We start from the raw sequence: 13,500 nt of genomic DNA on the forward strand, positions 1-13,500 counted from the left end.
ACCGCCAACCGACCCCGCGCCCCGACGCGCGGGGCGCGGGAGCGGGGCGCGGGGCGCGGGGCGCGGGAAGTGCCAGTCTCGCGACGCTCCCGCGCCCCGGTACCGCCGCCCCCGACCGCCGACCGCCGACCGCCGACCGCCGACCGCCGACCGCCCGAGGCTAGTGCGCCGCGGACTCCCAGTCCGGGCCCGCGCCCACCGAGACGCCCAGGGGCACCCTGAGCCGCACCGCGTTCGCCATTTCGCGGCGGACGAGCTCCTCCGCCGCCGCCCGCTCGCCGGGGGCGATCTCCAGGACGATTTCGTCGTGGACCTGGAGCAGCATCCGGGACGCCAGGCCGGCCTCGCGCAGCGCCTTGTCCACGTTGAGCATGGCGATCTTGACGATGTCGGCCGCCGTGCCCTGGATCGGGGCGTTCAGCGCCATGCGCTCGGCCGCCTCGCGGCGCTGGCGGTTGTCGCTGTTGAGGTCGGGCAGGTAGCGGCGGCGGCCGAAGAGCGTCGCCGTGTAACCCGTCGCCCGCGCCTCGTCGACGACCCGGCGCAGATAGTCCCGTACGCCGCCGAACCGCTCGAAGTAGGCGTCCATCAGTCCGCGGGCCTCGGCCGCCTCGATGTTCAGCTGCTGGGAGAGGCCGAAGGCGGACAGTCCGTACGCCAGGCCGTAGGACATGGCCTTGATCTTGCGGCGCATCTCCGCGTCGACGGCGGACTGCTCGACGGAGAAGACCTGCGCGGCGGCGGTGGTGTGCAGGTCCTCACCGGAGGTGAAGGCCTCGATCAGCCCCGCGTCCTCGGAGAGGTGGGCCATCACGCGCAGCTCGATCTGGCTGTAGTCGGCCGTCATCAGGGACTCGAAGCCCTCGCCGACGACGAAGCCGCGGCGGATCGCGCGGCCCTCGTCCGTGCGGACCGGGATGTTCTGCAGGTTCGGGTCCGTGGACGAGAGGCGGCCGGTCGCGGCGACCGTCTGGTTGAACGTGGTGTGGATGCGGCCGTCCGCGGCGATCGTCTTGATCAGGCCCTCGACCGTGACGCGCAGCTTGGCCTGCTCACGGTGACGGAGCATGATCACCGGCAGTTCGTTGTCGGTCTGGGCCGCCAGCCAGGCCAGGGCGTCGGCGTCGGTGGTGTAGCCGGTCTTGGTCTTCTTGGTCTTGGGGAGGTTCAGCTCACCGAAGAGCACCTCCTGGAGCTGCTTGGGCGAGCCCAGGTTGAACTCGCGCCCGGCCGCCGCGTGCGCCTCCTTCACCGCCTGCTGCACGGCGCCCGCGAACATCTGCTCCATGGCCTCCAGATGGGCCCGGTCGGCCGCGATGCCGTGCCGCTCCATACGGGCCAGCAGCTCGGACGTGGGCAGCTCCATGTCACGCAGCAGGTCCGCGGCACCGACGTCGGCCAGGCGGCCCTCGAAGGCCTCGCCCAGGTCGAGGATCGCGCGGGCCTGCACCATCAGCGCCTCGGCCTCGGCGCCCTCGTCCGCGCCGAAGGCCAGCTGGCCGTCGGCCGCGGCGGCGGGGGCCAGCTCGCGGTGCAGGTACTCCAGGGACAGCGCGTCCAGGTCGAAGGAGCGGCGGCCCGGCTTGACCAGATAGGCGGCGAGCGCCGTGTCCATGCCCACCCCGGCTGCGCTCCAGCCGTGCTCGGCGAAGACGCGCATCGCACCCTTGGCGTTGTGGAAGACCTTCGGCCGGTCCGCGTCGGACAGCCAGGCCGCGAACGCCCTCTCGTCGGTCTCGTCCAGCTCGGACGGGTCGAACCAGGCGGCCTTCCCGTCGGGCGCGGCGAGCGCGACCTCGGTGACCGAGCCGGTGCCCAGCGCCCAGGTGTCGACCATGGCGACGCCGAGGGGCCGGGTGCCGTGCTCGGCGAGCCAGCCGGCCAGCTCACCCGTGCCCAGCACCGTGCCGTCCAGCTCCACGCCGTCCGCCACCACCGGTGTCTCCTCGGCCTCCTCGGCGCCGGGGTCGACGGCGTAGAGCCGCTCCCGCAGGGACGGGTTGCGGATCTCCAGGGTGTCCAGGATCACCGCGACGCCCTTGCGGTCGTACGCGGAACGCTCCAGGTCGGTGACCGTCTTCGGCAGCTCGACCCGCCGCTCCAGCTCGGTGAGCCGGCGGTTGAGCTTGACGGACTCCAGGTGGTCGCGGAGGTTCTGCCCGGCCTTGCCCTTGACCTCGTCGACGCGCTCGACCAGCTCGGCGAACGACCCGAACTGGTTGATCCACTTGGCGGCCGTCTTCTCACCGACACCCGGGATGCCCGGCAGGTTGTCGGACGGGTCACCGCGCAGCGCCGCGAAGTCGGGGTACTGCGCGGGGGTCAGTCCGTACTTCTCGAAGACCTTCTCCGGCGTGAACCGGGTCAGCTCGGAGACGCCCTTGGTCGGATACAGGACCGTGGTGTGCTCGCTGACCAGCTGGAAGGAGTCCCGGTCACCGGTGACGATCAGCACGTCGAAGCCCTCGGCCTCGGCCTGGGTGGCGAGCGTGGCGATCACGTCGTCCGCCTCGAAGCCCTCGACGGCGAACCGGGAGACGTGCATCGCGTCGAGGAGCTCGCCGATCAGCTCGACCTGGCCCTTGAACTCGTCCGGGGTCTTGGAGCGGTTCGCCTTGTACTCCGTGAACTCCTCGGACCGCCAGGTCTTGCGGGAGACGTCGAACGCCACCGCGAAGTGCGTGGGCGCCTCGTCACGCAGCGTGTTGGCCAGCATCGACGCGAAACCGTAGATCGCGTTGGTCGGCTGGCCCGTCGCGGTCGTGAAGTTCTCCGCGGGCAGCGCGAAGAACGCGCGGTACGCCAGCGAGTGCCCGTCCATGAGCATCAGCCGCGGACGGCCGCCGGATGTGCTGTCGGTCTTCTTCGATGCTGTCTTCGCCACGACCCCGATCCTGCCACGTACCACTGACACTCGGCCCCGCCCTCACGCTCCCCCGCCCGTGACCTGCCGAACCACCCGCCGACGCCCCCCGCCCGTGACCTGCCGAACCACCCGCCGACGCCCCCGCCCACCACCACCCGCGCCACCCACCGTCACCGCCCCTCGCCAGCACCGCTCCCGGACAGGCACCCGCTCCCGCTCTCCCGCCCGCCCGGCCACCGGCGATGTCGGCAGGGCGTGCGAGGATCGGAGACGTACCTCACACGTGTAGGCGAAGGAGCGCGCGATGGCCACCAAGCCGCCCAAAGGTGATCCGGTTCAGGACGCGCCGCAGGTCACAGGCCCGCAGCACGCGGCGGCGGGCATCCCGGCCATCGGCCACACCCTGCGGATGGCACAGCGGCAGATGGGCGTGAAGCGGACCGCGCTGACCCTGCTGAGCGTCAACCAGAAGGACGGCTTCGACTGCCCGGGCTGCGCCTGGCCGGAGCCGGACCACCGGCACAAGGCCGAGTTCTGCGAGAACGGCGCGAAGGCCGTGGCCGAGGAGGCCACCCTGCGCCGGGTCACCCCGGAGTTCTTCGCCGCGCACACCGTCACCGACCTCGCCACCCGCAGCGGCTACTGGCTGGGCCAGCAGGGCCGGCTCACCCACCCGGTGTACCTCCCGGAGGGCGGCGAGCACTACGAGCCGGTCACCTGGGAGCGCGCCTTCGACATCGTCGCGGAGGAGATCGCCGCCCTGGACTCGCCCGACGAGGCCGTCTTCTACACCTCCGGACGCACCAGCAACGAGGCCGCGTTCCTCTACCAGCTCTTCGCACGCGAGCTCGGCACCAACAACCTGCCGGACTGCTCCAACATGTGCCACGAGTCGTCCGGCTCGGCCCTCGGTGAGACCATCGGCATCGGCAAGGGCAGCGTCCTCCTGGAGGACCTGTACAAGGCCGACCTGATCATCGTGGCCGGCCAGAACCCGGGCACCAACCACCCGCGCATGCTCTCCGCCCTGGAACGCGCCAAGGCGAACGGCGCGAAGATCATCAGCGTCAACCCGCTGCCCGAGGCCGGCCTGGAGCGCTTCAAGAACCCGCAGACCCCCAAGGGACTCACCACGGGCGCCGCCCTCACCGACCTGTTCCTGCAGATCCGCCTCGGCGGCGACCAGGCCCTGTTCCGGCTCCTCAACAAGCTGATCCTCGACACCGAGGGCGCGGTCGACAGGACCTTCGTCGAGGAACACACCCACGGCTACGAGGAGTTCGCCGAGGCCGCCCGCGCCGCCGACTGGGACGAGACGCTCACGGCGACCGGCCTCACCCGCGCGGAGATCGAGGAAGCCCTGCGCATGGTGCTCGCCTCGAAGCGCACCATCGTGTGCTGGGCGATGGGCCTGACCCAGCACAAGCACTCCGTACCCACCATCCGCGAGGTCGTGAACTTCCTCCTCCTGCGCGGCAACATCGGCCGCCCGGGCGCCGGCGTCTGCCCGGTGCGCGGCCACTCCAACGTGCAGGGCGACCGCACGATGGGCATCTTCGAACGCCCCGCGCCCGCCTTCCTGGACGCCCTGGAGAGGGAGTTCGGCTTCGCCCCGCCGCGCGAACACGGCTACGACGTCGTACGGGCCATCCGCGCGCTGCGCGACGGCGAGGCGAAGGTCTTCTTCGCCATGGGCGGCAACTTCGTCTCCGCGTCCCCCGACACGGAGGTCACCGAGGCGGCCATGCGCCGCGCCCGCCTCACCGTGCACGTGTCGACGAAACTGAACCGCTCGCACGCCGTCACCGGCGCACGAGCCCTCGTCCTCCCGACCCTGGGCCGCACCGAGCGCGATCTCCAGAGCAGTGGTGAGCAGTTCGTCACCGTCGAGGACTCCATGGGCATGGTGCACGCCTCCCGCGGCCGGCTGGAGCCCGCGAGCACACGTCTGCTGTCCGAGCCGGCGATCGTGTGCCGGCTGGCACGCCGCGTGCTGGGCGAGAGCAGCCGCACACCCTGGGAGGAGTTCGAGAAGGACTACGCGACGATCCGCGACCGCATCGCGCGCGTGATCCCCGGCTTCGAGGACTTCAACGCGCGCGTGGCGCACCCGGGAGGCTTCGCCCTCCCCCACGCCCCGCGCGACGAACGCCGCTTCCCGACGGCCACCGGCAAGGCCAACTTCACCGCCGCGCCGATCGAGTACCCCGAGCTGCCCGAGGGACGGCTGCTGCTCCAGACGCTGCGCTCGCACGACCAGTACAACACCACGATCTACGGCCTGGACGACCGCTACCGGGGCATCAAGAACGGCCGCCGGGTCGTCCTGGTCAACCCGGAGGACGCCCGGCAGCTGAACGTGCGGGACGGCTCGTACGTCGACCTGGTCAGCGAGTGGCGGGACGGGGTGGAGCGGCGGGCGCCCGGTTTCCGCGTCGTGCACTATCCGACCGCCCGGGGCTGCGCGGCGGCGTACTACCCGGAGACCAACGTCCTGGTTCCGCTGGACGCCACCGCGGACACCAGTAACACCCCGGCCAGCAAGTCCGTCGTCGTCCGTCTGGAACAATCGGCGACCGACTGAGCGTTTGCTCAGTCAGCCGGCGGGCCCCACCGGGCCGGCCGGCGGATCGGACAGACGGAGCGACGAAACGGAGCCGGCCCATGGGCGAGCAGCAGCAGGTGCAGTTCCCGCAGGAGGTCATCGACGAGTACGCCGCGCTCGGTGTCGACCTGCCCGCGCTCTTCTCCGCCGGGCACCTCGGGACGCGCATGGGCGTCCAGATCCTCGAGGCCTCGTCCGACCGCGTCGTCGGCACCATGCCGGTGGAGGGCAACACCCAGCCGTACGGGCTGCTGCACGGCGGCGCCTCCGCGGTGCTGGCCGAGACGCTCGGGTCGGTCGGCTCGATGCTGCACGGCGGCAGCTCCAGGATCGCCGTCGGTGTCGACCTGAACTGCACCCACCACCGCGGGGTCCGCTCCGGTCTGGTCACCGGGGTGGCCACACCGGTGCACCGGGGCCGGTCGACGGCGACGTACGAGATCGTGATCAGCGACGAGCAGGACCGGCGCGTGTGCACCGCCCGGCTGACCTGCCTGCTGCGGGACGTCGACCCCGGCGACGGAGCACGGGCGGGCGCGACGGGCTGAGCGGCGCAGCGCCGGACGCGGAACGGCCCCGGCCGCCCCAGCGGCCTCACCCGAACGCGTCCCCCGGCCGCCCGCCCCATCGCCCCGCGGCCACGGCATTGCCGCCGGCCACCCGGCGCTCTAGCGTCGGGGCATGGGACGGGGAGAGGCCCCCTGGCCGGGGGCGGCGGCTCGGCGATTCCGGTTCACACCCGCACGGCTCGTGCCCGAACGACGCCGGCACGGGCGGCTCACGTCCGAACGGCACCGACCCGCACGGCTCGTGCCCGAACGACGCCGACCCGCACGGCTCGTGCCCGAACGACGCCGACCCGCACGGCTCGTGCGCGAACGGCACCGGCACGGGCAGGTCGCGCCCCAACGGCACCGGCCCGCACGGCGCGTACCCGAACGACGTCGGCCCGGGCGGGTCGCGCCCGCCCTGGTCGCGCTCGCTCTGACGCTGACGACCGCCGCCCTGACGACCGCCTGCGTCAACTCCTCCACCGGTGAGACCGGTTCCGGCGCCGCCTCCGGAACAGCCACATCGGTGGCGGACCGACGAACCCCCTCCCGGGCGGAGTTGTGCACGAGCGCCGTCGGCTACTGGGCACGCGAGATGCTGCACGGCGGCGAGCCCTACGGCGACTACCAGTCGATGGGGCTGTCCGGCCGGCAGTACGACATCCTCCGGGAGGTCATGGACGCCGCTCGGGCCACGGAACGCGACCGAGGCACCCGGGCCGCCGAGGAGCTGGCCGGCCGCCGGGCGCGTGCGGCGTGCGTCGAGCAGTACCGCGACGGCGGTCCGAGCGACGGCCCGTGGCAGCGGTGAGCGGCACCGGCCCCCTCGAGCCGGGCGAGGGCACCCACGCCTGGGACGCCCCGGTCACCCCCGGGCGCCGCGGCCGGCCGCGCGGACCTCTCGCCCGGCACTACGACCGCCACCGCCGGACCGTCCTCACCGCCGCCGCGGCACTCGCCCTCCTGGCAGGCGGCGGCTACCTGTACGCCGACCGGCCCCGGCAGCCGTCGCCTCCCCCACCGCCACCCCCCTCCCAGGCGGTCGACCTCGACTACCTGGACGCGGTACCCGGCCCCGGCAACGCCGAGCCCGGCAGTTTCAGCTTCGCGGTGCGGCTGAGCGTGCGGTCCGGACCACCCGTCACCGTGACGCGGCTGACCCAGCCCTACGCCGGCCTCTCGATGACGTCGTCACCCGCCGCACCTTTCCGGACAAAGGCTCTTTCCGCCCGCATGATCATCGTCACGCTCCGGGTGACGGAATGCGATGAAGCACCGCGGAATCCCGGACTCCCTTTTCTCGATGTAACACTGCGTAATACGCGCGCAATAGAAGCCCACAGTTTCATACTGGGGCAACGCTATGCGCAGCACCTCTCGCAGGCCATCGAGGACACCTGCGGCAACGATTCCAGGTAATCACCAAAACACCCCAGACACCTGAACAGCGCCCTGCGGTCCTGCACGTTCTCATCATGCGGACAGGGCGAATCGGCCTGAATTCCGCCCTTCTTCTCAGCCAGTACCGCTCTGCATTACCCCGTGTCATAACAAGAGCGTCACAGCCTGAGTCAGACCCTCCTCCACCTTCCCCACACACGCTTAGAGTCACGGCCAGTCACCGCGCAGTCCGATTTTCACTTCGGCCCAGCGCTCGACTCGACCGCCTCCACGGGGAAGCGGCCGTGCCAGGGAAAGGACTGATCGTGCGTCAACGTTCGCTCATCGCCATCACCGCCGCTCTCGCGGCAGGGGCCCTCACCCTCACCGCCTGCGGCTCGCGCGACGACGACGGCGGCTCGGACTCCGGCAACGGCGGCGGAGGTGGCACCACCGTCGTCATCGGCGTCGACGCCCCGCTCACCGGCGACCTGTCCGCGCTGGGCCTCGGCATCAAGAACTCGGCGGACCTCGCCGCGAAGACGGCCAACAAGGACAAGTACGTCGAGGGCATCACCTTCGAGATCGAGGCCCTCGACGACCAGGGCCAGCCCTCCGTAGGCCAGCAGAACGCCACCCAGCTCGTCGCCAACGACGACGTCCTCGGCGTCGTCGGCCCGCTCAACTCCTCGGTCGGCGAGTCCATGCAGAAGGTCTTCGACACCGCCAAACTCGTCGAGGTCTCCCCCGCCAACACCGGCCCCTCCCTCACCCAGGGCCCGGACTGGCGCACCAAGAAGGTCCGCCCGTACAAGTCGTACTTCCGCACCGCGACCACCGACGCCATCCAGGGCCCCTTCGCCGCCCAGTACGTCTACAACGACGCCAAGAAGAAGAACGTCTTCGTCATCGACGACAAGAAGACCTACGGCGCCGGCCTCGCCGCCACCTTCACCGAGGAGTTCAAGAAGCTCGGCGGCAAGGTGGTCGGCACCGAGCACATCAATCCCGACACCAAGGACTTCTCCTCGGTCGCCACCAAGGTGAAGAACTCCGGCGCCGACGTCGTCTACTACGGCGGTGAATACCCGCAGGCCGGCCCGCTGAGCAAGCAGATCAAGGAAGCCGGCGCCAAGATCCCGCTCGTGGGCGGCGACGGCATCAAGGACGACACCTTCATCAGGCTGGCCGGCGCCGCCAGCACCGGCGACCTCGCCACCTCCGTCGGCGCCCCCGTCGAAGAACTCCCCTCCGCCAAGAAATTCGTCGCCGACTACAAGGCGGCCGGCTACAAGGAAGACTTCGCGGCCTACGGCGGCTACTCCTACGACTCCGCCTGGGCGATCATCGAGGCCGTCAAGAAGGTCGTCGAGGACAACGACGGAAAGCTCCCCTCCGACGCCCGCGCCAAGGTCACCGAGGCCATGCAGAACGTCTCCTTCGACGGCGTGACCGGCAAGGTCTCCTTCGACGAATTCGGTGACGCCACCAACAAGCAGCTCACCGTCTACTCCGTCGAGAACGGAGCCTTCAAGGCCGTCAAGTCCGGCACCTACACCGGCTGACCGACCCGCACCACAGCCCACCAGCCGCGGGGGGCGTTGTACCACCGGCGCCCCGCGCGGACTCGCATCCGGTCACATCCGTCGAACGACCGAAAGTCTCGGAGGACATGCGGTGAACGAACTGCCGCAGCAGCTGGTCAACGGCCTGCTACTGGGATCCATGTACGGGCTGGTCGCCATCGGCTACACAATGGTCTACGGCATCGTCCAGCTCATCAACTTCGCCCACGGCGAGATCTTCATGACCGGCGCCTTCGGCGCGCTCACGGTCTACATATACATCCTGCCCGACGGCACCTCCATGCTGATCGCCCTCCCCCTGATGCTCATCGGCGCGGTGATCGTCTCAGTGGCCGTCGCCGTCGGAGCGGAACGATTCGCCTACCGCCCGCTGCGCGGCGCCCCCCGACTAGCCCCCCTCATCACCGCCATCGGCCTCTCCCTCGCCCTCCAGCAGGCGATCTGGGCCTGGTACCCCGACGCCAAATCCGCCCGCACCTTCCCCCAGATCGACGGCGGCCCCTTCCACATCGGCAACGTCACCATCCAGACCGGCGACATCTTCCTGTTCACCGCCGCACCCATCAGCATGGCCATCCTCGCCTACTTCGTGATGAAGACCCGCACCGGACGCGGCATGCAGGCCACCGCCCAGGACCCCGACACCGCCAAACTCATGGGCATCAACACCGACCGCATCATCGTGGTCGCGTTCGCCCTCGGCGCCGTCTTCGCCGCCATCGGAGGCGTGGCCTTCGGCCTCAAATACGGCCAGGTCGACTTCAAGATGGGCTTCATCCTGGGACTCAAGGCCTTCACCGCGGCCGTCCTCGGCGGCATCGGCAACATCTACGGCGCCATGATCGGAGGCATAGTCCTCGGCGTCGCCGAAACCCTCGCCACCGCCTACATCGCCGACGTCCCCGGACTGGGCCAGTTCGGCAGCCAGTCCTGGGCGGACGTCTGGGCCTTCATCCTCCTCATCCTCGTGCTGCTGCTCAGGCCACAAGGCCTGCTCGGCGAACGCGTTGCGGACAGGGCGTGACACCGATGACCACACAGACCACCACACCGAAGACCGCCGGCACCCCCACCACGGGCGCCCACACCGGCCTCATCGGCATACCCCCGCACACCGGCCGCGCCCTCGCCACCGGCGGCGGCCTCCTCACCATCGTCTCCACCTTCCTCGCCTGGACCTGGACCGCCGAATTCCCCGGCGACCTCACCGTCTACGGCTACCCCGGCGGCCTCCAGGTCCTCGTACTCATCGGCGGCGCCCTCACCACCCTCCTCGGCCTCGCGTCCTACGGCGTCAAAGGACTGCGCTGGCTCGCACCCTCCGGCGCCGACGCGGCCATCAGACTCGCCGCCCTCGCCACCTTCACCACCACCTGGTACACACTCATCGCGATCAGCGCCCAACTCGGCGGCCTGGTCAACCTGGAACCCGGCGGCTACGTCGCAGCCGCCGTCACCCTCATCACCCTCCTCGGCGCCCTCGCCCTCCCCTTCGAACGCCCCGAACCCGACCCGTTCGACTCCGACAGCACCGGCTGGGAACAGTTCAAGCACACCACCGCCCAGAACTGGCAGACCATCAGGGCAGCCTTCACCTCCGGCGCCCCCCGCCCCGTCCGCACACTGCCGTCCTACGTCGAAATCCTCATCATCGCGGCCGTCCTCGCAGTCGCCCTGCTCGTCTTCACCTACGGCATCGGCACCGAGTACGACGAACTCTTCGTCGGCTTCCTGATCACCGCCGGCCTCGGCTTCGCCGCCCTCAACAAGTCCGGCCTGATCACCCAGATCACCCAGATCACCGCCCGGCACCAGAACATCACCATCTGCGGCGCGTTCGTCGCGGCGGCCTGCTTCCCCTTCACCCAGACCGACGACCAGTACGCCACCCTCGGCGTCTACATCCTCATCTTCGCCACCGTCGCCCTCGGCCTGAACATCGTCGTCGGCCTCGCCGGCCTCCTCGACCTCGGCTACGTCGCCTTCCTCGGCGTCGGCGCCTACGCCGCCTCCCTCGTCTCCGGATCGCAGAGCTCCCCCTTCGGCGTCCACTTCCCCTTCTGGGCCGCCGTCCTCGTCGGCGCCGCCGCCTCCCTCGTCTTCGGCGTCCTCATCGGCGCCCCCACCCTGCGACTCCGCGGCGACTACCTCGCCATCGTCACCCTCGGCTTCGGCGAGATCTTCCGCATCGCCGCCAACAACCTCGACGGCACCTCAGGACCCGACCTCACCAACGGCTCCAACGGCATCTCCTCCATCCCCGACCTCAAGATCCTCGGCTTCGACCTCGGCGTCCAGCACGACGTCGCCGGCTTCACCATCGGCCGGTTCGCCAACTACTTCTTCCTGATGCTCATCATCACGGCCGTCGTCGTCCTCGTCTTCCGACGCAGCGGCGACTCCCGCATCGGCCGAGCCTGGGTCGCCATCCGCGAAGACGAAACCGCCGCCCTCGCCATGGGCATCAACGGCTTCCGCGTCAAACTCATCGCCTTCGCCGTCGGCGCCACCCTCGCCGGCCTCGCCGGCACCGTACAAGCACACGTCACCTACACCGTCACCCCCGAGCAGTACCTCTTCGCCGGCACCACCCCACCCAACTCCGCCTTCCTGCTCGCCGCAGTCGTCCTCGGCGGCATGGGCACCATCGCCGGCCCCCTCATCGGCGCCGCCCTGCTCTTCCTCATCCCCAACAAGCTCCAGTTCCTCGGCGACTACCAACTCCTCGCCTTCGGACTCGCGCTCGTACTGCTGATGCGCTTCCGCCCGGAAGGCCTCATCCCCAACCGACGCCGCCAACTGGAATTCCACGAAGAGGCCGAAGCGCCCACAGTCCTGAGCAAGACAGGGGCCTGACCACCATGACCACCGACACCACCACCAAGGACACCCCGGGCACACCCACCCCCGGCACCCCCGTCCTCGACGCACGCGGCGTCACCATGCGCTTCGGCGGCCTCACCGCCGTCAACAACGTCGACCTCACCGTCAACAGCGGCGAGATCGTCGGCCTCATCGGACCCAACGGCGCCGGCAAAACCACCTTCTTCAACTGCCTCACCGGCCTGTACATCCCCACCGAAGGCGAAGTCCGCTACAAGAACCGGGTCCTGCCCGCCAAGTCCTTCAAAGTCACCGCCGCCGGCATCGCACGCACCTTCCAGAACATCCGCCTCTTCGGCAACATGACCGTCCTGGAAAACGTCCTCGTCGGCCGCCACACCCGAACCAAAGAAGGCTTCTGGTCAGCCGTCCTACGCGGCCCGGGCTTCCACAAAGCCGAAGCCGCCAGCCGCGAACGCGCCACAGAACTCCTCGAGTTCATAGGCCTCGCCGCCAAAGCCGACCACCTCGCACGCAACCTCCCCTACGGCGAACAACGCAAACTCGAAATCGCCCGCGCCCTCGCCAGCGAACCCGGACTCCTGCTCCTCGACGAACCGACGGCCGGCATGAACCCCCAGGAGACCCGGGCAACCGAGGAACTCGTCTTCGCCATCCGCGACATGGGCATCGCCGTCCTCGTCATCGAGCACGACATGCGCTTCATCTTCAACCTCTGCGACCGCGTCGCCGTCCTCGTCCAAGGCGAGAAACTCGTCGAAGGCGACAGCGCCACCGTCCAGGGCGACGAACGCGTCATCGCCGCCTACCTCGGCGAACCCCTCGCCAACGACCCCGGCGCCACCGAGGCCGCCGAGGTGGAAGCCGCCGAAGCCCACGCCCAGGCCGACACCACCACGGACACCGCGGCCGGCAAGGAGAACGACCGATGACCGCACTCCTCGAGGTGGAAGACCTCCGCGTCGCCTACGGCAAGATCGAAGCCGTCAAAGGCATCTCCTTCACAGTCGACGCCGGAGAAGTGGTCACCCTCATCGGCACCAACGGCGCCGGCAAGACCACCACCCTGCGCACCCTCTCCGGCCTCCTCAAACCGGTCGGCGGCCAGATCAAATTCGGCGGCAAGTCACTCAAGAAAGTCCCCGCCCACCAGATCGTCTCCCTCGGACTCGCCCACTCCCCCGAAGGCCGGCACATCTTCCCCCGCATGACCATCGAGGACAACCTCCGCCTCGGCGCCTTCCTGCGCACCGACAAACCCGGCATCGAAAAAGACATCCAACGCGCCTACGACCTCTTCCCCATCCTCGGCGAACGCAGAAAACAAGCCGCAGGCACCCTCTCCGGCGGCGAACAGCAAATGCTCGCCATGGGCCGCGCCCTGATGTCGCAACCCAAACTGCTCATGCTCGACGAACCCTCCATGGGCCTCTCACCCATCATGATGCAGAAGATCATGTCGACCATCGCCGAACTGAAATCCCAAGGCACCACCATCTTGCTCGTCGAACAGAACGCCCAAGCCGCACTCTCCCTGGCCGACCACGGCCACGTCATGGAAGTCGGCAACATCGTCCTGACCGGCAGCGGACAAGACCTCCTCCACGACGAGTCCGTCCGCAAGGCCTACCTCGGCGAGGACTGACCCGGCACACACGCGAAGTGGCC

10 protein-coding genes are annotated in these 13,500 nt (G+C 69.7%); 9 read left to right on the plus strand and 1 reads right to left on the minus strand.

Annotation, left to right across the window (positions count from 1 at the left end; all coding sequences use genetic code 11):
• Positions 1 to 160 precede the first annotated feature (160 nt).
• Complete coding sequence (gene polA, locus ACP4J0_RS10225; protein WP_426598312.1) at positions 161 to 2,884, minus strand: DNA polymerase I; 2,724 nt, start codon at positions 2,882 to 2,884, stop codon at positions 161 to 163.
• A 286-nt stretch (positions 2,885 to 3,170) separates the two neighbouring features.
• Between polA and ACP4J0_RS10230 the strand changes: the two genes are divergently transcribed.
• The 9 genes from ACP4J0_RS10230 (at position 3,171) to ACP4J0_RS10270 (ending at position 13,477) form a co-directional block, all read left to right on the plus strand.
• Complete coding sequence (locus ACP4J0_RS10230) at positions 3,171 to 5,450, plus strand: FdhF/YdeP family oxidoreductase (RefSeq protein WP_426598313.1); 2,280 nt, start codon at positions 3,171 to 3,173, stop codon at positions 5,448 to 5,450.
• Positions 5,451 to 5,530: 80 nt separating this feature from the next.
• Positions 5,531 to 6,019: a hotdog fold thioesterase gene (locus ACP4J0_RS10235; protein ID WP_426598314.1), complete on the plus strand. Its 489-nt coding sequence runs from the start codon at positions 5,531 to 5,533 to the stop codon at positions 6,017 to 6,019.
• A 322-nt stretch (positions 6,020 to 6,341) separates the two neighbouring features.
• Positions 6,342 to 6,833, plus strand: coding sequence for a hypothetical protein (locus ACP4J0_RS10240; RefSeq protein ID WP_426598315.1), 492 nt, complete (start codon positions 6,342 to 6,344; stop codon positions 6,831 to 6,833).
• On the plus strand, positions 6,830 to 7,441 hold the full coding sequence (locus ACP4J0_RS10245) for a Tat pathway signal sequence domain protein (RefSeq protein ID WP_426598454.1): 612 nt from the start codon (positions 6,830 to 6,832) through the stop codon (positions 7,439 to 7,441). Before ACP4J0_RS10240 ends, ACP4J0_RS10245 begins: the two co-directional genes overlap by 4 nt.
• Positions 7,442 to 7,728: 287 nt before the next feature.
• On the plus strand, positions 7,729 to 8,967 hold the full coding sequence (locus ACP4J0_RS10250) for a branched-chain amino acid ABC transporter substrate-binding protein (RefSeq protein WP_426598316.1): 1,239 nt from the start codon (positions 7,729 to 7,731) through the stop codon (positions 8,965 to 8,967).
• 112 nt (positions 8,968 to 9,079) lie between these two features.
• Positions 9,080 to 10,012 (plus strand): branched-chain amino acid ABC transporter permease, encoded by a 933-nt coding sequence (locus ACP4J0_RS10255; protein ID WP_426598317.1) that lies wholly within the window; start codon positions 9,080 to 9,082, stop codon positions 10,010 to 10,012.
• 5 nt (positions 10,013 to 10,017) lie between these two features.
• Positions 10,018 to 11,844, plus strand: a complete 1,827-nt coding sequence (locus ACP4J0_RS10260; RefSeq protein ID WP_426598318.1) for a branched-chain amino acid ABC transporter permease — start codon at positions 10,018 to 10,020, stop codon at positions 11,842 to 11,844.
• A gap of 5 nt (positions 11,845 to 11,849) precedes the next feature.
• Positions 11,850 to 12,764, plus strand: coding sequence for an ABC transporter ATP-binding protein (locus ACP4J0_RS10265; RefSeq protein ID WP_426598319.1), 915 nt, complete (start codon positions 11,850 to 11,852; stop codon positions 12,762 to 12,764).
• Entirely contained in the window at positions 12,761 to 13,477 is a 717-nt protein-coding gene (locus tag ACP4J0_RS10270; RefSeq protein ID WP_426598320.1) for an ABC transporter ATP-binding protein, read from the plus strand. The genes ACP4J0_RS10265 and ACP4J0_RS10270 overlap by 4 nt, the downstream gene beginning before the upstream one ends.
• The last annotated feature ends 23 nt before the right edge of the window (positions 13,478 to 13,500 follow it).

It is taken from the genome of Streptomyces sp. WG7 (assembly GCF_049975785.1).
Classification (GTDB): domain Bacteria; phylum Actinomycetota; class Actinomycetes; order Streptomycetales; family Streptomycetaceae; genus Streptomyces.